Source organism: Ochrobactrum sp. EDr1-4, from assembly GCF_049199085.1.
GTDB lineage: Bacteria > Pseudomonadota > Alphaproteobacteria > Rhizobiales > Rhizobiaceae > Brucella.
Genome location: NZ_JBLZOF010000002.1, coordinates 78,189 through 104,656, shown reverse-complemented (window position 1 = coordinate 104,656; position 26,468 = coordinate 78,189). Strand labels below are relative to the sequence as shown.

The following is a 26,468-nucleotide window of genomic DNA, read 5'->3' as shown; positions in this document are numbered from 1 at the left end:
AACTATATGACACGAGGCGGGTTGAGACCCGCCTTTTGTTTATCCAGAACTGACACATGACATTTAAAGAGGGTTCCATGTCCATTGATGATCTGAAGTCTAAAATCCCGGATTTTGCCAAGGATGTTCGCCTTAACCTTTCGTCCATGGCGAGCGATGAAACGCTGACGCCACAGCAGAAATATGGTCTTTTTATTGCTTGCGGTATCGCTTCGCGCAATGCTGATGTGCGCAAGGCGCTGACTGCTGAAGCAGCAGGTAAGGTTGATGCAAGCGTTGTGCAGGCCGCAAAATCGGCTGCTTCGATAATGGGCATGAACAACGTCTATTATCGTTTCGTGCACCTTGCCACCAACAAGGAATATCGCACGCTTCCAGCCAAGCTGCGCATGAACGTGATTGGCAACCCGGGCGTCGACAAGGTTGATTTTGAGCTTTGGTCGCTGGCCGTTTCAGCAATCAATGGCTGCGGCATGTGCATCGATGCGCATGAAGATGTTCTGCGCAAGGCTGGCGTTTCGACCGAAGTGATCCAGACTGCTGCGCGTTTCGCTTCGATCATTCAGTCCGTTGCGATTGCGCTTGAAGCTGCTGACACCGAATAAAGTTGTCGAACTTACATAAAGAAAAGCCCGCGTGGATTGCTCCACGCGGGCTTTTTGTTTGACGCTTATTACTAATTATTCACCGCGCTTGAACGAGATGAATGCAAAGCCGATCAGAGAAATCACGGCGGCAGCAGTCATGTAATAGCCAACATAAGCGAAGCTATAATGGGTCGCGAGCCAAGTTGCGATGTAAGGTGCAACTGATGCGCCAAGAATACCAGCCAGATTGAATGTCAGCGAAGCGCCGGTATAGCGAACCGAAGTCGGGAAGGGTTCTGCAAGGGCTGCGCCAATTGGACCGTAAGTCAGGCCCATCAAGCCAAAACCAAGGATAAGGAAAGCGAGAACGCCGACAGTTCCGCTGAGGAATAGCGGGGCCATCAGGAAGCCGTAGATACCGATCAGGACTGTTACGACGATCATGACTGGACGCATGCCGTACTTATCTGAAAGCAGTGCTGCAATCGGAATGGTGAGGCCGAAGAAAATAACGCCAACCATCTGCAGGATGAGGAACTGCTCACGGCTGTAGCCGAGCGCACGTGTACCCCAACCGAGCGAAAACACCGTCATCAGGTAGAACAGAACGAAAGTTGCAACAGCACCAATAGTACCGAAGAACAGGCTCGACTTGTACTTTTTGAAAAGCGTTGCGACAGGAACTTCAACGCGCTCAGCTTTGTCGATAGCCTTCTGGAACTCCGGCGTCTCAGCAATTTTCAGACGAATGAAGAGGCCTACGCCAACCAGCAGAGCACTTGCGATGAAAGGAATACGCCAGCCGAACGACATGAACTGTTCTTCGGTGAGAAGTTCAGCGAGGATCAGGAAGATGCCCGTTGCAAGGATAAAGCCAACAGGCGCACCGAGCTGTGGGAACATGCCGTACCAGGTACGCTTGCCTTCCGGTGCATTTTCGGTTGCAAGCAGAACTGCGCCACCCCATTCGCCACCAAGGCCAAGGCCCTGACCGAGACGGCAGAGTGCGAGCAGGAGAGCCGCCCATACGCCGATGGATTCATAGGTTGGCAAGAAGCCGATAGCGACCGTGGAAATACCCATGGTCATAAGAGCTGCAACGAGCGTTGCCTTACGGCCAACCTTATCGCCGAAGTGACCGAACAACGCGCCGCCGATTGGACGTGCAAAGAAGGCAATAGCGAAAGTTGCCAAAGACTGGAGTAGCGCCGAGTTACCGTCACTTGCGGGGAAGAAGAGGTGCGGGAAAACGATTACCGCAGCAGTGGCATAAATATAGAAGTCGAAGAATTCGATTGTTGTTCCGATCATGCTCGCGGCCAAAACGCGGCGTGCAGAATTTTTCTTCGGAACAACTGCTTGAGCAACAGTCATTGTTTCATATCCATACTTGTGGGCTTTTCATTGTGGGGGGAAGCCCAAGATGCTGCCTTCTTAGTGCCACAAAATACGAAACCGCAAGCTTAAAAGGTGTTTCACGTAATTTTCTGATTTCGAATGTGTCGTTTTCGAAACAAAATGAATGTGAAGGGTGTTTTGCGGAGTCGAAACGCAGGATGAAACACAGTCAAATGATAAGGAATCAAACAGGCGCGTGGGTGATTTTCGATTGAGTCGAAGGGCAAAAAGAATTTGACCGCTAAAAAGCAAAAATCCCGGACAAAGCCGGGATTTTGATACCTATCGTTAAACTGAAAAACTGGAGCGGGCGAAGGGATTCGAACCCTCGACCCCAACCTTGGCAAGGTTGTGCTCTACCCCTGAGCTACACCCGCTCGCGCCAGTTTTCAGTTTGGAAACTGTTCTCTAGGAGAAGTCGTTTCCGTTAGGCAAGCGCTATATGGACCAACGCTTTTGAGATTGCAACAGGGAATTTCATGTTTCGACTAAGTTATTTTCAAAGATTCACAGGCTAATTCATCGCTTGCGTCGGGTGATGCTGATAATCGATGCAAAAGCGGCAAAACCAGCTGCGACAAGTAAAATATTTGGAATGTTGGCTAGGCCCCAATGCCCCAATAGGAATGCAACGAACGCAGCACCCAGCGACTGCCCCATCAACCGCGCGGTTCCCAGCATGCCGCTTGCCGCACCGCTTCTGGCACGCGGGGCGGATGTTATAATCATGCGATTGTTTGGCGCTTGAAAAAAGCCAAATCCAACTCCGCAGATTGCCATACGCCAGCAGATGTCTTGAACTGTTGGTTGTTCGGGCAGAAGTCCCATCAGAGCAAGGCCAATTGCGAAAATGACCAGCCCTATGAGGCCGAGCGTTGCAGGTGAATATTTGTCTGAGAGTTTACCAGATATAGGGGCGACAATTGCCAGAGCAATTGGCCATGGCATCATCAGAAAACCGACTTCGATGGGCTGGAAACCATAAACCGATTGCAACAGAAAAGGTAGTGAAATGAAAGCCATCATCTGTGCCAGAAATGACATGATCGAGGTACAGAGTGAAAGGCTGAAAACAGGAATGCGCAGAAGATCAAGCGGTAATAGTGGATCAGTTTTGCGCATTGAGCGGCGGATAAGCCACGTTGCAGCGGCAATGCACGCCAAAGCCTGTAACAGAAGCCACAATCCATCAATTTCGCTACCAGCACTGTCAACCACTGTCACCAAAAGCCCAAGCGTAAGCGCGCTTAGCACAGCGCTCAGATAATCGAAACGGCGCGATGAGCGCTCATTATCGGGCAGGCTTTTTAGGCCCATAGCAACAGCCATAACGCCCAGCGGAATGTTAATGACAAACAGCCACGGCCAACTCAATGAATGCAGAATCACACCTGCAAGCGTCGGTCCAATTGTTGAAGAGGCCGCAACAAACAGTGCATTTAGCCCGATAGCAGTACCGAATTTTGCTTGTGGTACTGTATAGCGTAGAAGCGCGGTGTTGACGCTCATCAGGCCCGCAGCACCAAAGCCTTGAATGACGCGTGCGATGGTAAGAGCTTCAAGCGAGTTGGAAAAAACACAGGCAATGGATGCGAGTGTGAACAACGATACACCCAGAAGATAAATGCGGCGATAGCCGTAAATCTCACCCAAAGCTGCAAGCGGCAAAAGCGTGATCACGATTGCAAGCTGATAGCCATTGACGATCCAGATCGATGCTGATGGCCCGGCAGAAAAGTCGGCCGCAATCGTTGGAAGTGCAACATTGGCTATGGTGCCGTCGATGACAGCGAGCGTAAGCCCGACCATCAGCGTCGCCCAGGCCCAGTATAAACGCGGCTTTGGCAGACCATCCGGTGCTACGAATGTGCCTTCTTGAATGACCTTTTCATGCTTCATTTCATCGACCACTGACCAGTACCGCACTAGCAGACCAGCGCGCGGCGAATGTTTAAGAGGGTTCTGCAAACCTTATCCAGACGGGCAAGGTTCATATGTCATGTAAAGCATTAGCTCCAGAAAAGCACCGGTTGTCGTGGTTAAACCAAGCGTAGTCACGCTATTGTGTGGGGTTTTCGTTTATATCCGGCAGTTTCATCACGCGCCCATAGTGGCGGGGATTGAAGCTGAGATAAAGTGGACAGATGCTGGCAACTAAAATGAGATGCATGATCCAGCCCGATGCAAACGTTCCCGTCAAATTGTGCAAGAAAGCCGTTGCAACAGGGCCAAGCGCTGCGATTAGAAAGCCGCCGCCCTGCATCATGGCTGCCAGAGCGCCGGCCTCCTCAGGCTTTGGCAGATGATCAAGCGATGTAATCATGGCGAGCGCAAAACTACCACCAAGTCCGGCACCACATATCGCCGACCAGAACATCGGCGAGAGTTGCGGCAGAAACGCAAGACCTGCAAAACCAATAGATTGCATAGCTAGCGTCAACAGCAGCCAAGGGCGGCGATCAAGACTACGTCGGGCAAGAAGTGGAAGAATAAAAGCCGATAGCGCCTGAGCAATCGCCATAACTGCTACGAGATTACCGGTAGCTGAAGCATTGACACCAAGTGCCTGATAATAAGGCGCCAACCATGCAACCATTGAAGAATAGCCCGCATTTACAAGGCCAAATGCGACCATAAGGATCCATGTGCGCGGACGGCGCAGCAATTTGCCTGCAATGTTCGATTTTGCGCCGGAAGATTTCGTTTCCTGAAGAATCGGAATTGCGGTGAGCAAGGCTAGAACTGCAGGAATTGCCAGAACTGCGAGTGCGAACCGCCAGTTATGCTCAGTGCCCGCAAGCCACGGGGTAAGTCGTGCACCAAGTGCCCCGCCACCCATGATCATAGCGGAATAAAGTCCGGTCACGGTGGCAATGTTTGTTGGAAACTTTGCCTTAATGAGGCCCGGCATGATTGCCTGAATCATGGCTACACCCGCACCGCAGAGAATCGCCGTGAGGATCAGGGACAGCCCATCGGGAACGAAACCTCGCAAAAGTGAGCCTATTGCCAGGATGACAAGTGCTGCAAACATGCTGCGCCGTGTTCCGACAATCGATTGGATATGCGGTGCAACAAACGCACCAAGCCCCATCAGCAGCATCGGCAGAAAAGTCAGCAATGACAGTGCACCAAAACCCATACCTGTATCGCTTGCAATATAGCTGAGCACAGGTCCGGGTGCCGTTAGAAATGGCCTCAGATTGAGGCCAATAAGCACAACGAGAACAATAAGCGCTACAGGCGTTTCCTGTTTGTCTACGGATGGGGCTGAGGTTGGAGTCATTTTGCAGTCTGGCGCTCGGATATTTGTTTTTGTTGCCATGCGCGATAGAGTTGAGCTTCATCACGTGGGGAACAGTGTTCGAACCTTATTTCGGTCTGCTCACTGACTGGCTTGGAAAGCTCTTTCGCGATCTTTGCAGTCGAAAGATTGAAAGGCTCTGCCTCATCGTTTGAGTAGGCAAAGATGATTTCTGTGATGCCTGACATACGCATGGCGGCAAAACACATAGGGCAGGGCTGACCACTCGCATAAACCGTGCAACCATCGAGACGCACGGATTGCAAGGCTTTACCCGCTGCACGTAATGCAAGCAGTTCGGCATGCGCAGTTGGATCGCAGTCAGCCTGCATACGGTTGACACCGGTGGCGATAAGCTTTTCATCTTTCACGACAACGGCACCGAATGGGCGTCCGCCCTGTTCGGCGTTTTCAAAAGCAAGCGCAATTGCCTGACTGAGAAAAGCATTGCTGGTGCTCATTTTGCACCAGCCTTTTCAAGCATCGCTACCATCGGTGCAAACCCGCGCTGACGTGCATGCTGCAATGGTGTTACTCCATCCTTATCGGCAAGATTAACGTCTGCACCGGCATCAATTAGCAGTTTCATAATATCAATATGTCGCTGACCGCCATCGCCAAGAATGATTGCTTCGAGCAACGCGGTCCATCCAAGATTGTTGACGTGATCGACCTCAACGCCCGCTTTAATTAGCGTGCGAACGGTTTCGACATGGCCGCGCTCGGAAGCGGGGATAAGGGCCGTACCGCCGTAGCGATTCGTGCTTTTCAGATCCGCGCCGTGAGCAAGCGTTAGCTTGAGTATTTCGAGGTGGCCGCGTGCGCCAGCATAAAGATAGGGGCTATCCTTGATCGAATCCTTTGCATTCACGTCAGCACCGGCATCAATAAGTGCGCGGGCTACATCCACGTGATTGGCATGTGTTGCGGCAAGCAGAGCTGTTTCGCCCGCTTTTCCAGGCGTATCAAGATTGACACCTGCTTTGATTGCTTCTTTGACAGCAGAGAGGTTCCCCGCGCTAGCCGCATCAATAAGCGAAGTCTGCGCATATGCTGTGGCTTGATGACCCGGCAGTGACGGTTCTAACATGACAATTGCTCCTGCAATTAATGCCAAGGCATTCAAGCGGATTAAGGTTTGACGCATGGCTGTTCTCCTATTTCTTGCTAAAATAGTTGCAGTGAGACATATTTAAAAATTAAATGTTCAACTGGCGTCCATTCATAAAATGAATAATATTTTTAGTCTCGATCTTTTGCGCGCGTTTGTAGCTGTCGTGGATACGCGCAGTTTTACTGCTGCGGCACAGCAATTACATTCAACGCAATCAACTGTGAGCCAGAAGATCTTGCGACTCGAGGACGCTGCGAGGCAACCTTTGCTAGAGCGCGCCAGACATGATGTCCGGCCAACTGAAGCAGGCGAAAAGCTGCTCGGCTATGCGAGACGCATGCTGCATCTCCATGATGAAGCGACTGCTGCGATGACAGGCAGTTCACTGGCAGCCGTGTTTCGTCTCGGTTTGGCAGAAGACTTTGCAGCGAAACTTGTTACGCCAGCACTTGCAGCCTTCCTTCGCGCACATCCCAATATGAAGCTGGAAGTCACTAGCGGGATGAGTCGTGATTTACAGAAGGGGTTTGAGACCGGCGAATATGATCTGGTGATGGTCAAGCAAAAGCAGGGTGATACGCGTTGCGCAATACGCTGGCCCGAGCCACTTTCATGGCTGGAAAGCGCTGATTACCCAGTGTCTCATATGAATCCTTTGCCACTTGTGGCGTTCCCACCAAATGGTCTTTATCGTAGCGATATGATGGAAGCTCTCGATCATATAGGGAGGCCGTGGCATGTGGTATTTACGAGTTCCAGTCTTGCCAGTGTTCAAAGCGCTGTGGCAGAGGGCTTGGGTGTAAGCCTGTTACCTGACCGGGTGGCGTTGTCCACGCATCGCATTGTTCCCGAAGCTTCGGATCTCCCCCTTATCAGTCCGATGGAAATCGTTATCCAGCATACAGACAATGGCTCTGATCGAATGCTGCAATTGGTCGAAATGCTCAGCGCGCTCGTCAGCGAATAGAAATGTCCGCATATGTAAGCACCAATTTTGGACAAACAAATGTCAGTTTATGTTGCTTGACGAATTTTGTATCCAGGATATTGTACTCAAAAAAGTTGGGAGGCTTTTCTTTTGGCGGCTTTTGAATGGCGCAGTCAGACCCGTTTGTTGGACGAAGTTGCAGAAGCGCTTCGTGAGAGAATTTATGCGGGTGTTTATGCGCCGGGTGCCATTCTTCGACAGGAACATATAGCTGCGGAATTTGGCATTAGCCGCACGCCCTTGCGCGAAGCCTTGCGTGTTCTGGAACGTGACGGGCTGGTTATCCACTTGCCTGGCAGGGGCGTTCGTGTGGCCTCCGCTGATCTCACACGCCTGATTGATGCTTATGCTGTGCGAGAAGTTCTCGATGGCGTTGCTGCACGTTTTGCGGCTGAACGCGCAACAGATGAGGATATTGCAAAGCTGCGCGCCCATGTTGTGGGGCAGAGCACAGTCGTCGATCCATGGGCTCCCAAAGCTTACACCCAGACGAATGTCGATTTTCACATGGCGGTGATGAACACCGCGGGCAATGCCTCGCTGATAGCATTTGTTCCGCTGTTGCGCATGACGTCGCAGGTTTTCGCGCCATCTTTTTCGTTATCGGTAGATCGTGCACGCGAAGCAATCCGCGAACATGGAGCAATTGTTGAAGCCATCGCTTCGCGTGATGGGGAAGAGGCCGAACGGCTGGCGCGGGCACATATCCGCGCAACCACGGCAAGACTGGAGGCTGAAATGCCTCTGCGGGAGGATGAAAATGAAGCATGAAAACAAGTCGAGTGGTTCAGGCCTTCTTCGTTATGGCAATTTCATTGCTGGTCAATGGCAGGAAGCTCTGGGTGGCGAGCACATTACGCTTCGCAATCCTTCCGATGGTAGCGATCTGGCTGTGGCTGCAGTCCGTGCCGCACTTTCCAGTGAGTGGGGAAACCTGACCGCGACCGAGCGCGGTCGCGCCTTGCACCGCATTTCAGAACAAGTGTTGAAAAACATCGACTTGTTGACTGATCTTGAATTGAAGGATGTTGGCAAGCCCTTAACTCAGGGGCGCGCCGATGTTGTGGCGCTGGCGGCGGTATCGAATTGCCATTCGGCTGCGTCAAAAGGGTTTTGAGGCGTTCTACGGATTTGCCTCGCTGAAGACGATTTCCGTGTATCACGGCTAAAATAGCATTTTCAGGGAAAGTGGGAACCGGTTTCCCGTCCGAAAATGTGCTGAAGTTTGAATTTGGGAGAATTGCAGTGTCGCTTGAAGGTAAGGTCGCGCTCATCACTGGAGCAGGTTCAGGGTTTGGTGAGGGCATGGCAAAGCGCTTTGCCAGAGGCGGCGCCAAGGTCATCATCGTTGACCGCGACAAGGCAGGTGCCGAGCGCGTTGCAGGCGAAATTGGTGATGCAGCACTGGCCGTTGCTGCCGATATTTCCAAGGAAGCAGATGTTGATGCAGCGGTAGAAGCCGCCCTGTCGAAGTTCGGTAAAGTCGATATTCTCATCAACAATGCTGGCATCGGCCATAAGCCACAAAATGCTGAGCTGGTTGAGCCGGAAGAGTTTGATCGCATTCTTGGCGTCAATGTGCGTGGCGTTTATCTGATGACGCGCAAGCTCATCCCACATTTTAAAAGCAATGGTGCCAAGGGAGAGGAATGCGTCATTCTCAATGTCGCTTCGACAGGCGCAGGTCGTCCGCGCCCGAATCTCGCTTGGTACAATGCGACCAAGGGCTGGGTGGTTTCTGTGACTAAGGCGCTCGCTATCGAGCTTGCGCCGGCAAAGATTCGTGTGGTTGCTTTGAACCCGGTTGCGGGTGAGACACCGCTTCTCACCACCTTCATGGGCGAGGATACCGAAGAAATCCGCAAAAAGTTCCGCGATTCCATCCCGATGGGTCGCCTGTTGAAACCTGATGATTTGGCTGAAGCTGCGGCTTTCCTTTGCTCGCCTCAAGCCTCTATGATCACCGGGGTTGCGCTCGACGTAGATGGCGGGCGTTCGATTTAAAAAATTGATAAGGGGAGCCAAAGAGAAACGATGAGTAAACTGCTGAAAGCCGGGCTGATTACAGCCACGATGCTTGCATCGATCAACGGTGCCTTTGCAAAGGATACGCTGGTGGTCGGCGAAGTGCTGGAACCGCCGGGCCTTGATCCGACGGCAAATGCTGCTGCCGGTATCCGGCAGGTTACTTACGCCAATCTCTATGAAGGTCTGGTTCGTATCGTCGAAGACGGCACAGTAAAGCCACAACTGGCCGAAAGCTGGACAGTTTCTGATGACAAGAAGACCTACACCTTCAAGTTGCGTCAGGGCGTGAAGTTCCACGATGGGACGCCGTTCGATTGTTCGGTTGTAAAGTTCTCCTATGAGCGTGCGGTGGCTCCAGATTCCACCAATGCGCAAAAAGGTCTTTTTGAACCAATCGCCAGCACCGAATGTCCTGATCCAGCGACTGCCGTTGTGACGCTGAAGCGGTCAACCTCGAACTTCCTGTTCAATATGGGGTGGGGCGACGCGGTTATGATCGCTCCGAATTCGGCAGCCGATAATAAGACCAAACCTGTCGGAACGGGTCCGTTTAAGTTCAAGCGCTGGGTGCAAGGTGATCGTGTCGAGCTCGACCGTAACCCGGACTATTGGGGCGAGCCAGCAAAGCTTTCTGCGGTTACTTTCCGCTTTGTGAGCGATCCTTCGGCTGCAGCCGCCGCAATCCTTGCTGGCGACATTGATGTCTTCCCGATGTTCCAGGCGCCGGAATTGATTAGCCGCTTCAAGAGCGATGATAAGTTGCAGGTCGAAGTCGGTGATACTGCAGGCAAAGTTCTGCTTTCGCTTAACAATGCCAAGGCTCCATTCGACAATGTGAAGGTGCGTCAGGCACTGGCCCATGCCATTGATAGCAAGAGCCTGATTGAAGGCACGTATTCCGGCTTTGGTACACCAATCGGTTCGCATTATGCGCCGGTCGATCCGGGTTATGTCGATCTTTCGGAAACCTATCCGTATGATCCGGCAAAGGCGAAGCAGCTGCTGGAAGAGGCGGGCGTTCCGGCTGGCACGTCAATCACCATCACGCTTCCGCCTCCGGCCTATGCGCGTCGCGGTGGTGAAATCATCGCAGCCATGCTGGCGGAAGTGGGCATTCAGGCCAATCTCGTTCCAATCGAGTTTGCACAATGGCTGGATCAGGTATTCAAGCGCTCGGATTTCGATGCCACGATCATTGCACATACAGAAGCGCGTGATCTCGATATCTATGCTCGCGAAAAATACTACTTCAACTACAACAACCCGGAATATAAGGCGCTCTATAAAGCTTATGCCGAGGCCGGTAGCGACGAAGAACAGCTCGAATTGGTGAAGAAGCTTCAGGAAAAGCTTACTGCAGACGAGCCGAATATCTTCCTTTATGCGCTGCCAAAAATCGGTGTGTGGAATAAGAACGTAAAAGGTCTGTGGAAGAACATGCCGATCCCCGCTGATGATCTGACACAGGCTTACTGGGCCGAATAAGAACATTTCCGCCCCGGCTTTTTTGGCGGGGCGGTTTTACGCGAATAGCCGTGCAGCGATAACAATCAAGGGGCTGCGGCACGGCTAGAAATGGAATGTGGAGTGAATGGCGTGAAGCGCCCATTCCTGCATTTTTATGACGCACAATCTTGTCCGAAAAGCCGGATAAGTTTTCGGGATTGTGCTTAGGAGGTCGTTTTGCTGGCTTATATATCCGGGCGATTAGCATCGCTCTTGCTTACGACGCTTGCGGCCTCCGTCATCGTCTTCCTGTTGATGCAGGTGCTGCCGGGCGACCCTGCGGCAGTTATCCTCGGCATCAACGCACAGCCTGAAACACTCGCAGCACTTCACAAACAGCTCGGCCTCGATCAGCCGCTTTGGTGGCGGTATCTTTCGTGGATTGGCGGCTTTCTGAAAGGTGATTTCGGCACGAGCTACACCTATTCTGTGCCAATCAGTGAATTGCTCGGACCGCGCATTATGGTCACGCTGCCGCTCGCACTTCTGTCCATGGTTCTGTCGGTCGCGGTAGCTATTCCCGTCGGCGTTTATGCGGCATCCAAACGTGGCAAAACCGGCGATGTGGTTTCCATGGGTGTGGCGCAGGTGGGGGTTGCTATCCCGAATTTTTGGCTCGGCCTGCTTTTGATCCTCCTGTTTGCTTTGCAGCTCGGCTGGTTCCCCGCGTCTGGTTTCGCGGGCTGGGAAAGTGGTTTTTGGAATGGTATCCGCTCGCTGTTTTTGCCCGCGCTGGCTCTTGCCTTGCCGCTTGCCGCTATTCTTGCCCGCGTGACGCGTTCCGCCGTCATCGAAACGCTGGGTGAGGATTTCGTGCGGACCGCGCGCGCAAAAGGTCTTACCCGTAACGCAGCACTCTGGCGCCATGCGGTGCCAAATGCGCTGATCCCGGTTGTCACAATTATTGGCCTGCAATTCTCATTTCTGTTGGCTGGAACGATCATCATCGAAAATGTCTTCAATCTTCCCGGCCTTGGAAGGCTGGTGTTTCAGGCAATCGCCCAGCGCGATCTTGTGACCGTGCAGTCGCTGGTGACGCTGCTTGCGGCTTCCGTGATTACGGTCAATTTCATTGTCGATCTTGTCTATGGCTTCATTGATCCGCGTCTTTCGACGGGAGGCAGCCGATGAGTGAGGTTCAGACAATTGTAAAGCCAAGCCGCTTTCGGACGTTGTTTTTAAGCCGCAGCCTTGTGATCGGTTCGCTTGTTACCGCTATTCTTGTGGCTATGGCTCTCGTCTCCTATTTCTGGACGCCTTATTCGCCCACCGCCATGAACTTCCGCGACAAGTTGCAGGGGCCGAGCTTCAGTCATCTGTTCGGAACGGATAATTTCGGTCGTGATGTGTTTTCCATGATTATGGTCGGTGCGCGCAATTCCATTGCCGTGTCGATTATTGCTGTGCTTGTTGGCGCGGGTATAGGTATCCCTCTTGGTGCCTTTGCTGCAGCGCGCGGTGGATTGGTCGATGGCTTTGTCATGCGTATGACCGATCTGGCGTTTGCATTCCCGGCGCTGCTGACCGCAGTCATTATCACCGCTATTTTTGGCCCCGGTGCGGTCAACGCCATGATTGCAATCGGTATTTTCAATATTCCGGTCTTTGCCCGTGTTACGCGTGGTGCATCGCTCGGGCTTTGGAAGCGCGAATATGTGCAGGCGGCGCGTTGCGCAGGGCGCGGCGATATCTCGATCACGCTGCTGCATGTTCTGCCCAACATCAATCATGTGCTGATCGTACAGGCGACGATCCAGTTCGCACTCGCCATCGTGGCGGAAGCAGGTCTCTCCTATGTGGGGCTTGGCACACAGCCGCCAATGCCGAGCTGGGGCAAAATGCTCAACGATGCACAGACCTTCATCTATGATGCACCATGGCTGGCGATCTTCCCCGGTCTTGCCATTACACTCGCAGTCCTTGGTCTCAACATGCTGGGTGACGGTCTGCGCGACATACTTGATCCGCGCGTAAGGAGGCAGAGATGATAAAAGCTTTGCCAAAAACACCTCTTCTTGAAATGGACAATATGTCTGTCGAGCTGCCATTTGGCACGCGCACTGCAGATATCGTGTCGGGTATTACGTTAACCCTCAACCGTGGTGAACGCCTGGGCGTTGTGGGTGAATCTGGCAGTGGCAAGTCGATTACCGCGCTTGCTGCCATGGGCTTGCTGCCTGACAGGATGCGCGTGCGCGGAACCTTGCGTTTTGATGGGGAGGATCTGGCAAACAAGCCAGAAGCCGAACTCTGCAAAATGCGCGGTCGTCGCATGGCGATGATCTTTCAGGAGCCAATGACAGCACTCAATCCGGTTAAAACCATTGGTGCGCAAATTGCCGAAGGCCGCCGTCTGCATCTTGGCGAAAGTCGCACTGATGCGGAACGCAAAGCGCGAGAGTTGCTGGATCGCGTGGGTCTGCCTGCACCGCGCTTTAATCTCGATCTGTATCCGCACCAGCTTTCCGGCGGGCAACGCCAGCGCGTGATGATCGCCATGGCGATTGCCTGCGAGCCTGATCTGTTGATTGCTGATGAACCGACCACGGCGCTTGATGTTACTGTCCAGGCACAGATTCTTGATCTCATGGATGAGCTGATCGACGAAACTGGAACAGCGCTGATGCTCATTACCCATGATCTCGGCGTTGTGTCGGAAATGACTGATCGTATCGCAGTGATGTATGCCGGGCGAATCGTGGAAACGGGGCGGACTGAAGCCGTGTTCAATCGTATGGCGCATCCTTATGCGCGGGGGCTGTTTCAGGCTTCTCCACATGGGGCTAATCTGGTTCGCGATCATACGAAGCCGCGTCAGAGCCTCGCTGCAATTCCCGGCGTTGTACCGGATCCGCTGGCCCGCCCGCCATATTGCAGCTTTGCTGATCGTTGCGCATTCGTTGAAGGCGATTGTCGAAAACTCATTCCGGCGCTCGATCTGATCGGTGAAAGCGAAGGCATTGCCCATCGCGCTGCCTGTCTACATCCACGCGATGGCGGGGGGCTGGCATGAGCAAGATGATTTTGCAGGTTCGTGATGTCGTGCGTGAATATCAGCTCCCGCGCCCATCATTCCTTTCAAAGCCGGGATCGTTACGCGTTCTCCACGGTGTCAATGTCGAGATCGAAGCAGGGCAAAGCCTTGGTATCGTGGGCGAAAGTGGGTCGGGCAAATCAACACTTGCGCGTGCTGTTATGGGGCTGGAACGACCGCAGTCTGGCCAAATTCTTATCAATGGTCAGGATATCTATGCGCTTGACCGTTCAGGACTGCGTGAAGCGCGTAAAGGTTTTCAGGCGATCTTTCAGGACCCTTATGGTTCGCTCGATCCGCGCCACACGGTTAAGCGGATCATTTCGGAGCCGATTGTTTCACTGGAGCGTGGGACAAGCAGCAAGGAACGGGACGAGCGCGTGTCAGAAGTGCTGGAAGCTGTCGGCCTCCCAAAAGCATCTGCCGAAAAATATCCACATGAGTTTTCCGGGGGGCAACGCCAGCGTATCGCTATTGCTCGCGCCCTAATTACCAAACCGGCGCTCATCGTTGCTGACGAACCTGTTTCAGCTCTTGATGTATCCATTCAGGCGCAGGTTCTCAATCTGATGATGGATCTGCAGGAAAAGTTCGGCCTTTCCTATCTTTTTATCAGTCACGATCTCGGTGTCGTGCGCGCAATTACCGATCGTGTAGCGGTGATTTATCACGGCAATATCGTCGAGCAGGGAGAGACCAACGCGGTCTTCGATAATCCGCAACATGAATATACGCGCGCATTGGTTGATGCTGTGCCGAAGCCATTTTCGGGACGGCGCAAACGTGCCCGCAAGCTCAATTCTACAATCAAACTACCAGAATGAAATAAGGGAACGCCATGTCTTCACTTGCCGATTTGTCAGCTGTCGATCTTGTTTCTGCCTATAAGGCGAAATCGCTTTCGCCGGTTGAAGTTACGGAAGCTGTAATTGAGCGCATCGAGGCCTATGAGCCGAAACTGAATGCGCTTTGGGCTTATGATCCGGAAAACGCGAGGGCATCTGCGAAGGCATCGGAAGGACGTTGGTCAAAAGGTGAGCCTGCTGGCCCCATTGACGGTGTGCCGCTGACGATTAAGGAAAATATTGCCACGAAAGGTACAGCTGTTCCGCTGGGCTGTGCAGCACTGCCTCTCAATCCCGCAGCCATTGATGCGCCGCCCGCAGCCCGAACCCGCGAGGCTGGTGGCGTGCTTTTGGCTAAAACAACCATGCCTGATCTCGGTATGTTGTCCTCTGGGCTTTCGAGCTTTCATAAGCTTGCGCGCAACCCGTGGGACTTGAACACCAATCCGGGCGGTTCAAGTGCTGGTGCAGGCAGCGCTGGTGCTGCTGGTTACGGGCCACTGCATATCGGTACGGATATTGGTGGCTCTATTCGATTGCCGGCAGGCTGGTGCGGTCTGGTTGGCCTGAAGCCGTCCTTCGGACGTATTCCAATCGATCCGGCGTTTCTTGGCCGCGTTGCAGGGCCAATGACGCGCACAGTTGCCGACAGCGCGCTTTATATGTCGGTGCTTTCCCGTCCTGATCGCCGTGACGCGATGAGCCTGCCATATCAGGATATCGACTGGATGAACCTTGATATTGATGTAAAAGGTCTCAAAATCGGCCTTTGGCTCGATGCTGGTTTTGGCGAGCCAACGGGCGATGAAACACGCGAAGCTGTGGAAGCCGCCGCGAAGCTGTTCGCGGGTGCTGGCGCAATTATTGAGCCGGTTGCTCCATTCCTCAATCGCACCATGATCGATGGACTTGATCGCTTCTGGCGGGCGCGTTCCTGGGCCGACGTCTCTAAGATGACACCGGAAAACCGTGCGAAAATCTTGCCATACATCTATCAATGGACTGAAACCGCTGAAGGTTTGACTGGCGAGGAAGTCTATTCCGGCTTTTCCCAAATAGATGTGATGCGCCATGCAGCGCTTGCGGCATCGAAGGATTTCGATTTCATCATTTCCCCAACCGCTCCAATGCCGACCTATCCGGCGGAATGGGCCTCTCCGGTCAATGATCCGCAACGCCCTTTCGAGCACATCGCGTTTACCGTTGCGATGAATATGTCGGAACAGCCTGCAATCTCGCTCAATTGTGGCTATACGTCCAAGGGGCTGCCTATTGGCTTGCAGATTTTTGGCGAGCGCTTTGATGATCTGGGCGTGCTGCGACTTGCAAAGGCCTATGAGGACATGCGGCCTGTCCAGCGTCCTTGGCCCATCATTGCATAAGAATAAAGGCCGCGTGATGCGGCCTTTTCTTTATTTTGATCTGAGTGGCGCTCGCTCTTTGTAACGATCAACAGCGGTGAGTTTCTGAACCAGAGGTTCTGCATCGCGCCAGCCGTATATCTCGGTGCGCAGATATTCGAGTTCCGTATCAAGCTCGTCTTCGCCGACTTCCGACCACCAAGACTTTGGCCGTCCGTCTGTGCCATCGGACCAGCGATAGCGACGCTCCTTCAGCTTGTCTTTCATTTCAAAAGGGCTGTTTTCTGCATAAATGCGAAGGCGCGATTTCTGACTCGCTTGAAGCAATTCTGCAAATGGAGTGGTTTTGCCTGATTGTTCTTTCAGAACCGCCAGCAGCGCCTGACAATCATCTTCTGCACGGTGGCCATTATGGAAATAACCGCTTTGGCCGATCAGATAACCAAGTTTAGTGCCTTCAAAGCCGCGTGCCGTCCAGTCAATCTCCTTGACCGAACAAGCCCATGGCTTGTTTTCAAAGATGGGCGAAAAACGCTCAAGAAATGGCCGGTCAAAACCAGCATTATGTGCAATGATGATGTCGGCTTCAGCAATCAGTGCTTCGAGTTTGGCGCGCGGGATTATCTGCCCGGCGACCATCTCATCGGTGATACCTGTGATACGGGTAATATCCGCGGGGATAGGTTTCGAGGGCTCCTGCAACGCACCAAAAGTTGCACAGACGTCTCCGATTGAACCGTCATCAGCATAACGGAAGGCCACCGCACCGATTTCAATGATTTCTTCCTGAGCAGCACTCAGGCCGGTGGTTTCAGTATCGACCACAACGCCAAGTCGTGGGAAATTAATCTTATCAGCATTCGCGACTGTTCGCGGAGGATCAAGTCTCTGCAAAATACGATAACGCCCGCTGTCTTTCAGGCGCTGTACCATTTCCGCTTCATCAATAGGGGCTGATTTCCCAACTTTGGTTCGGATAGGACGCAGTTCTGCCTGTTTTTCAACCTCCGATGAGGAGGCGTTAAAAAGGTCAAACTGTTGTCGCATATAACGTCTCCACCTCATAATAAATTGGCTTCAGAATGCCATTTCAGCAACATCTTACCAAGTGGCGAAATTAATTAGTAACAGATAATGTTACGATCCATGTGTCTCAATATTCTTGAATTATTTGATATTGTTATAAAAAAATATTTTAAGAGTGGATCACCTTTAATTGTTTATATTGTGTCTTTGTATTTCGTCCCTGTAAAAAACGAGGAGGGGCTGAAAGCTACTACTTACAAGAAAAACGGGCCGCTCATCCGGCTAACTGTCGGTTTTTAGCTCTTCAGGCGTATCTATAGTCGGGAATGTGACGAGCGCGTCGTTGATTGAATCATATCACTTATCGAGTGAATTATTTATTTTCGTAGATGAGGATGGGCGCGTAAAGAATTTGGTTACCATAATTTTGCATAATTAGAATGTCTTATCAGCGGTTCATTGAGATTACGGGTGTTTGTTTTTTGACGAAATCCTAGCTTCGATGACTTTCTGAATTCTATTTTCCATGCGGGTTAAGAGTTATGGCGCTGGTAACTGATACATTCGATTTTAGTTTTGATACCGCATTCAGTTTTCGGTATAAATTTTCCAATAAGAAGAATTATAGATTTCCTCAAATTGCTACGATTTTAGCAGTTGGCTTGTTTGCATTTAGTGGTGTTTTAAGTGCGATAGGTGTCGCTGAGACTGTTTTGCCCATTTTTGCTTCCGTTGCCCCTGTAATGCGGCGCTTGCCTGGGGATTTTCCGCAGAAATTTGCGACTGTAAATCATAGCCTTGGTATAGATAATGTCATTCGGCAGCGTTTTATTGCGGCTTATACCGCTGATACGCGTTATTCAAATGTCGATTGGCATCGCAACAAAGTCGATGGTGACAGAGATATCATTTCGGATATCGGACCAGATAGCGTCATTGAAGAGAAAGTGGCAATTTCAGAAAAGATAGTGGAGCCACGTGCAGAACGTGTTCCTTACACGCCGATTAAAGCTGAAAGAGTCGCCGAAATAGACGCCTCACATCTGGGGCCTGACGTTGCTCCACAGATACCGATCATAAAAAATGCGCCAGAAAAATTAATGCCTGACGAAGTTCCGTTACCTTCGCGTAAGCCTGTAATAAGCCGCTTACCTGCACAGACAACTCGTTATGCTACGGAAGCAACACGGGATGACGAACCAAAGCATGACGGACTTTTGAAGAGACTGTTCAGGTCTCCAATTAATAGCCGTACTGCCATTTATGATATTTCGGCTGCGACCGTTTATTTACCAAATGGCGAACGTTTGGAAGCGCATTCGGGTATAGGGCCGATGCGCGATAATCCGAACTCTGTTACCCAAAAAAATCGTGGTGCGACGCCACCTCATACATATAATTTGCGCATGCGCGAAAGTCTTTTCCACGGCGTCGCAGCAATTCGGTTGACGCCCGTCGACGGTCGTAATCCACATAATCGGGATGGTCTTCTTGCGCATACATATATGTTGGGCAAAAGTGGAAACTCGAATGGCTGCGTTGTTTTTAAAGACTATCCGCGGTTTCTGAATGCCTTCAAACGTGGTGAGTTCAATCAGCTCGTCGTTGTATCTAGTATGACATCCAAGACACCACGAGTTGCTTCTATTTTTTGATGGAAAAGTTACAGGTATTTTAAAGATATAGATCGGCGACTTCATAGAATGCCATATTTAATATTTTGAGATGCAATTGTATGTTTAGCGAAACCGAATAAGGGTTGCAGGGCTTATGCAAGGGCCAAAGCAATATCGCCGAACGTGGTGTTGGTGAAGGTGCACAATAAGCCGCTGTTCTTGATCGAATATGTGCAGAAGATAAAAGTGAAGAAGCGCATTTTAAAAATACGGAATGAAACAGAATTAATTTGCCTGAATACAGTATATTTCAGTCGTTGGATCTTTGAGATTTTATGTCAGCGCCGGGAAAATAAGCTCGGCTGATCGCATCTATGTGCTTCGCATAATGGGAAAGCTCTGCCTGGCAAATCAGGCGGTTTCAATTTCTCAATGAAAGCGGATACGTCGATGCCCTATCAGTTAAGCCTTCTCGACAAGAGCCCTGTGGTGCCGGCAGGACACGCGGAAACTGCACTTGCTAATACCGTGTCTTATGCGCAAGCGGCAGAGAAGGCTGGATATAAGCGTTTCTGGGTTGCAGAGCATCACCATGCAGATGAGTTGGCCGGGCCATCGCCCGAAGTTCTTGTGTCCTATCTCCTCGCACTAACCAAACGTATTAGAATAGGTTCTGGTGGCGTTATGCTTCAGCATTACAGCCCCTATAAGGTTGCCGAGAATTTTAACCTGCTTGCAGCACTCGGGCAGGGGCGTGTCGATCTTGGCGTGGGGAAAGCGCCCGGTGGGTTGCCGCTATCAACCAAGGCTTTGCAGCAGGAGTTCGGCGCCGAAAAGCGGCTCGATTTTAACAGCAAGATTGAACAACTCAGTGCTTTCCTTGGCGGCGACAAAATAGCTTCCGGCCCATTTGAGGGATTGGCGGCGACGCCAAAACCGCAGGTTCCGGCAGAAAAATTTGTGCTTGGTGCAAGCCCTGATAGCGCGTTGCTCGCCGCTCGTTCAGGCTGGGATTTCGTTTATGCAGGCCATCTCAACGGCGATACCGCCAATCTGCAGAAAACCTTTGACGTCTATCGTGATGCGACTGGAAAAGTGCCCGTCCTAGCATTGGGCGCTGTGGTGGCTGAAAGCAAAGACGACGTCGATGCGGCCGTCAGCAAAATCAAGATTTTTAAAGTCCATCTGGCGTCGGGTGTATCTGTTTCCGTTGGCACGCCGGAGGCGGCAGCGGAGTTTGCGCGGCAGGCTGGTGAGACTGATTATCGTGTTGAGGAAAAGCACCCAAGCGTGCTTTCAGGTTCTGCAAAGCAGGTGAAGCAGAAGCTCGATGAATTGCACGCGCAATATGGGGTTAAAGAGTTTGTACTCGAGTTCCCTGCTGTTTCCCATGAGCAAAGACTGGCTGCGATTGAAAGCCTCGCGGGCGAACGTCTAGCTATTGCCGCCTGATTAAAAGCCATTGGCTATAAGGAAAATCTCAAATGAGTTCCAGACAGATTAGATTTGGCGTGATGCTGCAAGGAGCAGGCGGAAATATGAGCGCCTGGAAGCATCCGTCCGGCCCTGCCGATGCCAGTGTCAACCTCCAATTCGTTATTGATACGGCGCGCAAGGCCGAAGAGGCGGGCATTAGCTTCGCTTTCATCGCAGACGGGCTTTATATCAATGAGATTTCCATTCCACATTTTCTCAATCGCTTCGAGCCTTTGACTGTTTTGTCGGCGCTGGCAGCGCATACAAAACGTATCGGCCTCGCAGGTACCGTTTCGTCGTCCTATAGCGACCCGTTTACGATTGCGCGTCAGTTTGCATCGCTTGATCTAATTTCAGGTGGACGAGCTGGCTGGAATGTTGTGACAACCCCGCTGGAAGGATCGGGCCGGAATTACGGCAAGCCGCATCCCGATCACGCACTGCGCTATGAAATTGCCGATGAATATCTCGACGTCACCAAAGGCCTTTGGGATTCATGGGACGATGACGCTTTTGTTCGTGATCGCGAAACTGGTCAGTTTTACGAGCCGGAAGGCTTCCACCGTCTTGACCACAAAGGTCGGTTCTTCTCCGTTGAAGGTCCGCTCAACATTCAGCGTTCACCGCAGGGGCAGCCCGTTATCTTTCAGGCCGGCGCATCGGAAGCGGGTATTGGTCTGGCCGGTAAACATGCGGATGCTGTTTTCACCAATGCAGGCACGATTAAAGACAGCCAGACATTCTATGCGCAGATCAAGGCCAGTGCTGTAGCGCATGGGCGCTCACAGGATGATATCGGTATTTTCCCCGGCATTGGTCCGATTGTCGGGCGAACGGAAGTGGAAGCCGAAGAAAAATATCAGGCAATCCGCAATTTGGTAAGCGTCAACGAGGCTCTCGCCTATCTTGGCCGTTTCTTCGATCATCATGATTTTACGACCTATGATCTCGACGCGCAGTTCCCAGAATTGGGTGATATCGGTAGAAACAGTTTCCGCTCGACAACAGATCGTATCAAGCGTGATGCGGCTGAACAGAAGCTGACTTTGCGTGAGGTGGCTCTTAATGCTGCAACGCCGCGCACTTCTTTCATCGGCACGGCAGAGCGGATTGCTGACGAAATTATCCGCTGGAAAGAGCAGAAGGCTGCAGATGGCTTTATCCTCGGCTTTCAGGTCATTGCTGAAGGGCTTGATGATTTCACTGCGCATGTTCTGCCAATTCTGGAAAAGCGCGGCTATCATGAAGGCACGCTGAAACACGATACGTTGCGTGAAAATCTGGGCCTGATCCTTCCGCAGAGCCGTTATGCGGCGCCTGCGCAGGAAGGTGATCAGAAGGGCGCGGCATGACTGTTCAACCGTCGCCAGAGATAAACCGAAAACTCGAAATCGAGGCAGGTCTTGCCTCGTTTATCGACGAGTTTATCGCTCTGCGTCGCGAAATTCATGCTCATCCAGAACTGGCTTTCAAAGAGGTTCGGACCTCTGCACTTGTCGCCGATTATCTCAGCCAATGGGGCTATGAGGTTACAACCGGTATTGGCGGTACTGGTCTCGTGGGAAGTTTGAAGCGTGGTGACTCCGGCAAGACCATCGGCATCCGGGCGGACATGGATGCGCTGCCGATCATCGAGGCGACTGGCCTTGAATACGCAAGCAAAAACTCCGGCGTCATGCATGCATGTGGTCACGATGGGCATACGAGCATTCTTCTAGCCGCTGCGCGGTATCTCGCCGAGTTTGGTCGTTTTTCAGGCACGCTGCATGTGATTTTCCAGCCCGCGGAAGAGATTGGGGCAGGGGCGAAGCGTATGATCAATGATGGCCTGTTTGAGCGCTTTACCTGCGATGCCGTCTATGGACTGCATAACTGGCCGGGTGTTCCTGCAGGACAATTTGGCTTTGTGAGCGGGTCTGCAATGGCATCCGTGGATCGTGCACGAATCCGCGTTAATGGTCGCGGCGGTCATGGTGCGGAGCCACACAAGTCGGTTGATCCAGTTGTGGTTGCTTCGTCGATTGTTCTGGCTTTACAAACTGTCGTTGCGCGCAATCTCGATCCACTCGATATGGGAGTGGTCACGGTGGCTTCCATCCATGGCGGCGATGCACTCAATGTCATTCCGGCGCATGTTGATCTTGGGCTTACTATTCGCTCGTTCTCACAGAGCGTTCGAGAAGAACTGCGGCGGCGGATCGAAGCTGTTGCCCGTTCGCAAGCTGAGAGCTATGGCGCGGTTGCGGATGTCGATTATCAATGGGGCTTCCCGGCGCTGATCAATGCGAAAGCGGAGACTGATTTTGCGAAACAGGTCGCGCTTACAAGCTTTCCCAAAGGCACGGTGATCGAAGATTTTCGGCCGCGCACGGCGAGCGAGGATTTTGCTTTCATGCTTGAGCAAAAGCCGGGGTCTTATCTCTTCGTCGGCAATGGCGACAGCGCCGGTCTGCATAGCCCGGACTATAATTTCAACGATGACATCTTACTGCCAGCAGCCCTGTTTTGGGTGCGTCTGACCGAAGCTTCTCTCAACTGATACGGAAGTCCATATCATGGCGGATGAATTTCTCTACACCACAACACTTGATAGTCGTGCAGTGCCTTTGATCGAAGCGCTGACAATTGAATATGACACGCGCTACGGCAACTATTTCAGCGATGAAGGTGCCGCTGCGGAAATGAACAAATATCCACCGGAAGCCTTCGCGCCGCCGCATGGTAATTTCCTTTTGTTGTTGCGCGACGGTCAGACCATCGGCGGTGGTGCATTCATGCGTTATGACGATGAGACCGCTGAGTTCAAGCGCATCTGGACTCATGGCGATCTGCGTCGTCAGGGATTGGCGAAAAAGGTACTGCAAGAGCTTGAAACGCAGGCTCGGCTTCAAGGTTACAAACGCGTCTATCTGACTACCGGTTTCAGGCAGCCAGAAGCCAAGGAACTTTATCTGCGCAACGGATATACGGCACTTTTTGATGTGGCCGCTGATCCGGAAATTTACGGCACACTGCCGTTTGAAAAGCACATTGCAAATATTTCTGAGCTCGGTTTTGAATCAACTAAAACTCCGCAGAAGCAGCCGGTTTTTGGCTAAGTAAATGCATGGCGTTTAAGTGGGTGTTGTAGAAAAAACATCCACGTCAGCTCGATTAAATAGACTTATTTGTTTTGAAAACCGGTCAATCTTCTCCGAATATTGCAACATATGACTTCCATGACAGACGCCTTCGCTTCTCGTCATAAATTGAATGACCAATCGGAGCAGCGTTGATCATGGCCATTGCTACAGACTTTGTCGGCACCGAACGCGAGGCTAAACCTCGCGTCAGTCCCGGTGATTTTAAACATTACCGCATCGTGCCAGCACGTTATCCAGCGCGTGTTGTAGGTACAATTATTGCGGCAGTTCTTATCATCGCGACGGCGCAATCGGTTCTGACAAACCCTAAATGGGGCTGGTCGGTTTTTGCGGAATGGTTCTTCGCTGAGCCAGTGCTTGTCGGCCTGATGCGCACACTTTGGCTGACTGCCCTTGCAACGGTGCTGGGTTTTGCACTTGGCACCGCACTTGCACTGGCGCGTGTTTCACGGTCGCCGTTGTTGTCGGGATTGTCATGGGCCTATATCTGGTTGTTACGCTCTATCCCGTTGATCGTTCTGCTGCTGGTGCTTAACAATCTTGGTTATTTGTATGAGACCGTCCGGTTCGGCGTGCCTTATACGGATATTACCTTCGCGGAATATCCGACCGTTCAGATATTGAGCCCTTTTGCAGCAGCACTTCTTGGGCTTAGCCTTAATCAGGCAGCATTTTCATCCGAGATCATTCGCGGCGGTATTCTGTCTGTTGATCAGGGTCAGCTTGAAGCAGCGGCGGCTCTTGGTCTACCGCGTCGTCGTCAGGCTTTCCGTATTGTGCTTCCACAAGCCATGCGCACAATTCTTCCGACTGGCTTCAATGAGATCATCGGCCTCGCAAAAGGCACGTCGATGGTTTACGTGCTGGCATTGCCTGAGCTTTTCTATACGGTTCAGGTCATTTATCGCCGCAATCTTGAAGTCATTCCTCTGCTGATGGTCGCGACCGTCTGGTACCTGATCATCATGACTGTGCTGTCGATTGCTCAGTATTATACGGAACGGTATTATTCACGTGGCGCATTGCGCAATCCGCCACCGGCTCTGTTTGGCCGCCTGTTCTCCCGCTTTATCCCATCACAGCCTAAAGCATCCGCTGAAGTGCAGAATGTTGTCAGCCGTGAGAAGAATTCACAGATTACCGAAGCGCTGACTATTGGCGGGTTCACAGGTGGACGACGCGGCTCAGTTGATATTCATGGTGTTTCCAAGAGCTTTGGCGACAATCTGGTTCTCGACAATGTCAGCCTTCATATTAAGTCAGGCAGCGTAACGGCGATCCTCGGGCCGTCAGGCTCCGGTAAATCGACACTTCTGCGCTCGATCAATCATTTGGAACGCGTCGATGACGGCTTCATTGCGATTGACGACGAACTGTTGGGCTATCGCCAGAGTGGCAGCACACTCTATGAGCTCAAAGAAAAGGATATTCTGAAAAAGCGTGTCGATGTTGGCATGGTCTTCCAGAACTTCAATCTCTTCCCGCATCTGACCGTGTTAGAAAATATTATCGAAGCGCCGATGATTGTGCGTGGTCTGAGCCGTGACGCCGCAACGGTGATCGCAAAGCGCCTGCTGGCTCGTGTTGGTCTCAGCGAAAAGATCAATGCCTATCCGCGCCAGCTTTCTGGTGGGCAGCAGCAGCGTGTCGCCATCGCCCGCACACTCGCTCTTAATCCAAAAGTCATCCTGTTTGACGAGCCGACCTCTGCGCTTGATCCGGAACTGGTTGGCGAAGTGCTTGATGTGATTAAGGAGCTTGCGCGCTCTGGCACCACACTTGTGATCGTAACCCACGAAATCGGCTTTGCGCGTGAAGTGGCAGATACTGTCGTCTTCATGGAAGAGGGCCGTATTCTCGAAACCGGCAGGCCGGAACAGCTGTTCAACGCGGCCACGCATCCAAGAACCCGGGAGTTTCTCGCCAAAGTTCTCTGACGCAGGAACACCCATCTAATTCAACCAAAATTCAGACAGCAGCAATCGCCTCTGCACAGGCGATTGAAGGGAGCTGTTTGTCGAAAATTCAGATCAATCTCAGGAGTTATTCAGTGAAACCATCTCATTACAAAAATGCAATTCTGGGTGGCTTGTTTGCAGCAGCCACCCTGTTGAGCGCACCAGCCTTTTCCGCAGAGCTCGATTTTAGCCCGGAGCAGCCAAACCGTCTGCGCACGGAAAAAAGTGACGCTGTCATCAATGCCGTGCCGAAAGATTTCAAATTCGTGCAGAACGATAAGTTCGTCGTCGGCATCAATCCATGGGTCCCTCCGATCAGCACCTATGCAACGGACGCAAAGACCGTCGTAGCTTTCGATCCTGATCTCATTCAGCTGGTTTCCGACACATTGGGTCGTGAACTGGTGCTTGTGCCGATTGCGTGGGCTGACTGGCCGCTTTCGCTGCAGTCGGGCAAGTTCGATGCGGTTATTTCCAATGTGACCGTGACGGAAGAGCGTAAGGAGAAGTTCGACTTCTCGACCTATCGCAAGGATGAACTCGGCTTTTATGTGAAGGCTGACAGCGCAATCAGTTCGCTGAAAGAGCCAAAGGACATTGCGGGTCTCAAAATCATCACCGATCCAGGCACCAATCAGGAAAACATCCTTGTGCAATGGGACAAGCAGAACGTTGAAGCGGGTCTGAAGCCTGTTGAAATTCAGTATTACGACGATGATGCGGTCAAGAGCCTTGCAATTGATTCCGGTCGCGCGGATGCGGTGTTCAGTGTCAACGCCGTGCAGGCCTATGCAGCATCGCAGCATGGCAAAACCAAGCTTGTCGGAACTGTGAGCGGTGGCTGGCCACAGACAGCAGAAGTGGCAATCACCACACGCAAGGGCAGCGGTCTGGCCGATGCGCTCACGCTTTCACTCAACGAACTTATCAAAAATGGCAAGTACCAGCAGGTGCTTGAACGCTGGAGCTTGAGCTCAGAAGCTGTTGATCAGGCCAAAACGAATCCGGCTGGCCTGCCAAAAAGCGGATCGTAAAATCCGCTCGTAAAGAGCCAGAATATCGAGAAATCAGGTCATTACATGGA

23 protein-coding genes, 1 tRNA gene and 1 pseudogene are annotated in these 26,468 nt (G+C 52.0%); 18 read left to right on the top strand and 7 right to left on the bottom strand.

Annotated elements, in window-relative coordinates; translation table 11 throughout:
* Positions 1–77 precede the first annotated feature (77 nt).
* Positions 78–605: a carboxymuconolactone decarboxylase family protein gene (locus ACOZHT_RS06880; protein ID WP_339509570.1), complete on the top strand. Its 528-nt coding sequence runs from the start codon at positions 78–80 to the stop codon at positions 603–605.
* 75 nt (positions 606–680) lie between these two features.
* Here the strand turns inward: ACOZHT_RS06880 and ACOZHT_RS06875 are convergent, their stop codons facing one another.
* The 6 genes from ACOZHT_RS06875 to ACOZHT_RS06850 form a co-directional block, all read right to left on the bottom strand.
* The gene (locus ACOZHT_RS06875; RefSeq protein WP_421565466.1) at positions 681–1,961 is read right to left on the bottom strand and encodes an MFS transporter; all 1,281 of its coding nucleotides are present in this window, start codon (positions 1,959–1,961) and stop codon (positions 681–683) included.
* Positions 1,962–2,287: 326 nt separating this feature from the next.
* Positions 2,288–2,362 (bottom strand) — tRNA-Gly (locus ACOZHT_RS06870).
* Positions 2,363–2,504: 142 nt separating this feature from the next.
* Complete coding sequence (locus ACOZHT_RS06865) at positions 2,505–3,884, bottom strand: MFS transporter (RefSeq protein ID WP_421565687.1); 1,380 nt, start codon at positions 3,882–3,884, stop codon at positions 2,505–2,507.
* A 160-nt stretch (positions 3,885–4,044) separates the two neighbouring features.
* The gene (locus ACOZHT_RS06860) at positions 4,045–5,271 is read right to left on the bottom strand and encodes a cyanate transporter (RefSeq protein ID WP_421565465.1); all 1,227 of its coding nucleotides are present in this window, start codon (positions 5,269–5,271) and stop codon (positions 4,045–4,047) included.
* Positions 5,268–5,750: a nucleoside deaminase gene (locus tag ACOZHT_RS06855; RefSeq protein WP_421565464.1), complete on the bottom strand. Its 483-nt coding sequence runs from the start codon at positions 5,748–5,750 to the stop codon at positions 5,268–5,270. The genes ACOZHT_RS06860 and ACOZHT_RS06855 overlap by 4 nt, the downstream gene beginning before the upstream one ends.
* Positions 5,747–6,436 carry an ankyrin repeat domain-containing protein gene (locus tag ACOZHT_RS06850; RefSeq protein WP_339509565.1) on the bottom strand — a complete coding sequence of 230 codons (690 nt, stop codon included), beginning with the start codon at positions 6,434–6,436 and terminating at the stop codon, positions 5,747–5,749. The genes ACOZHT_RS06855 and ACOZHT_RS06850 overlap by 4 nt, the downstream gene beginning before the upstream one ends.
* Positions 6,437–6,518: 82 nt before the next feature.
* On the opposite strand from ACOZHT_RS06850, the gene ACOZHT_RS06845 reads away from it, so the two are divergent.
* From ACOZHT_RS06845 to ACOZHT_RS06800, 10 genes and pseudogenes are all read left to right on the top strand, one after another.
* A complete protein-coding gene (locus ACOZHT_RS06845; protein WP_421565463.1) occupies positions 6,519–7,370 on the top strand; it encodes a LysR family transcriptional regulator in 852 nt (283 codons plus the stop codon).
* 111 nt (positions 7,371–7,481) lie between these two features.
* On the top strand, positions 7,482–8,162 hold the full coding sequence (locus ACOZHT_RS06840; protein ID WP_421565462.1) for a GntR family transcriptional regulator: 681 nt from the start codon (positions 7,482–7,484) through the stop codon (positions 8,160–8,162).
* A pseudogene (locus ACOZHT_RS06835) lies at positions 8,152–8,496 on the top strand (aldehyde dehydrogenase family protein); the annotation flags it as partial. The gene ACOZHT_RS06840 and the pseudogene ACOZHT_RS06835, both read left to right, overlap by 11 nt.
* 140 nt (positions 8,497–8,636) lie before the next feature.
* On the top strand, positions 8,637–9,395 hold the full coding sequence (locus tag ACOZHT_RS06830) for a glucose 1-dehydrogenase (protein ID WP_421565461.1): 759 nt from the start codon (positions 8,637–8,639) through the stop codon (positions 9,393–9,395).
* 30 nt (positions 9,396–9,425) lie between these two features.
* Complete coding sequence (locus ACOZHT_RS06825; RefSeq protein WP_421565460.1) at positions 9,426–10,904, top strand: ABC transporter substrate-binding protein; 1,479 nt, start codon at positions 9,426–9,428, stop codon at positions 10,902–10,904.
* Positions 10,905–11,102: 198 nt separating this feature from the next.
* On the top strand, positions 11,103–12,056 hold the full coding sequence (locus ACOZHT_RS06820) for an ABC transporter permease (protein ID WP_421565459.1): 954 nt from the start codon (positions 11,103–11,105) through the stop codon (positions 12,054–12,056).
* A complete protein-coding gene (locus ACOZHT_RS06815; protein WP_421565458.1) occupies positions 12,053–12,913 on the top strand; it encodes an ABC transporter permease in 861 nt (286 codons plus the stop codon). Before ACOZHT_RS06820 ends, ACOZHT_RS06815 begins: the two co-directional genes overlap by 4 nt.
* The gene (locus tag ACOZHT_RS06810; protein WP_421565457.1) at positions 12,910–13,938 is read left to right on the top strand and encodes an ABC transporter ATP-binding protein; all 1,029 of its coding nucleotides are present in this window, start codon (positions 12,910–12,912) and stop codon (positions 13,936–13,938) included. The genes ACOZHT_RS06815 and ACOZHT_RS06810 overlap by 4 nt, the downstream gene beginning before the upstream one ends.
* Positions 13,935–14,783, top strand: a complete 849-nt coding sequence (locus ACOZHT_RS06805) for an ATP-binding cassette domain-containing protein (protein WP_339509557.1) — start codon at positions 13,935–13,937, stop codon at positions 14,781–14,783. Before ACOZHT_RS06810 ends, ACOZHT_RS06805 begins: the two co-directional genes overlap by 4 nt.
* Before the next feature lie 14 nt (positions 14,784–14,797).
* On the top strand, positions 14,798–16,186 hold the full coding sequence (locus ACOZHT_RS06800; RefSeq protein ID WP_339509556.1) for an amidase: 1,389 nt from the start codon (positions 14,798–14,800) through the stop codon (positions 16,184–16,186).
* Between the two features lie 30 nt (positions 16,187–16,216).
* Here the strand turns inward: ACOZHT_RS06800 and ACOZHT_RS06795 are convergent, their stop codons facing one another.
* Positions 16,217–17,212, bottom strand: coding sequence for a 3'-5' exonuclease (locus tag ACOZHT_RS06795; protein ID WP_339509555.1), 996 nt, complete (start codon positions 17,210–17,212; stop codon positions 16,217–16,219).
* A gap of 521 nt (positions 17,213–17,733) precedes the next feature.
* On the opposite strand from ACOZHT_RS06795, the gene ACOZHT_RS06790 reads away from it, so the two are divergent.
* From ACOZHT_RS06790 to ACOZHT_RS06760, 7 genes are all read left to right on the top strand, one after another.
* Positions 17,734–18,846 (top strand): DUF2778 domain-containing protein, encoded by a 1,113-nt coding sequence (locus ACOZHT_RS06790; protein ID WP_421565456.1) that lies wholly within the window; start codon positions 17,734–17,736, stop codon positions 18,844–18,846.
* A gap of 411 nt (positions 18,847–19,257) precedes the next feature.
* Complete coding sequence (locus ACOZHT_RS06785) at positions 19,258–20,259, top strand: MsnO8 family LLM class oxidoreductase (protein ID WP_339509553.1); 1,002 nt, start codon at positions 19,258–19,260, stop codon at positions 20,257–20,259.
* A 32-nt stretch (positions 20,260–20,291) separates the two neighbouring features.
* A complete protein-coding gene (locus ACOZHT_RS06780; RefSeq protein ID WP_421565455.1) occupies positions 20,292–21,635 on the top strand; it encodes an LLM class flavin-dependent oxidoreductase in 1,344 nt (447 codons plus the stop codon).
* The gene (locus tag ACOZHT_RS06775) at positions 21,632–22,822 is read left to right on the top strand and encodes a M20 aminoacylase family protein (protein WP_421565454.1); all 1,191 of its coding nucleotides are present in this window, start codon (positions 21,632–21,634) and stop codon (positions 22,820–22,822) included. Before ACOZHT_RS06780 ends, ACOZHT_RS06775 begins: the two co-directional genes overlap by 4 nt.
* A gap of 16 nt (positions 22,823–22,838) precedes the next feature.
* Positions 22,839–23,381 carry a GNAT family N-acetyltransferase gene (locus ACOZHT_RS06770; RefSeq protein WP_339509550.1) on the top strand — a complete coding sequence of 181 codons (543 nt, stop codon included), beginning with the start codon at positions 22,839–22,841 and terminating at the stop codon, positions 23,379–23,381.
* 179 nt (positions 23,382–23,560) lie between these two features.
* Entirely contained in the window at positions 23,561–25,363 is a 1,803-nt protein-coding gene (locus ACOZHT_RS06765) for an amino acid ABC transporter permease/ATP-binding protein (protein WP_421565453.1), read from the top strand.
* A 113-nt stretch (positions 25,364–25,476) separates the two neighbouring features.
* Positions 25,477–26,418: an ABC transporter substrate-binding protein gene (locus tag ACOZHT_RS06760; protein ID WP_421565452.1), complete on the top strand. Its 942-nt coding sequence runs from the start codon at positions 25,477–25,479 to the stop codon at positions 26,416–26,418.
* Positions 26,419–26,468: the final 50 nt, after the last annotated feature.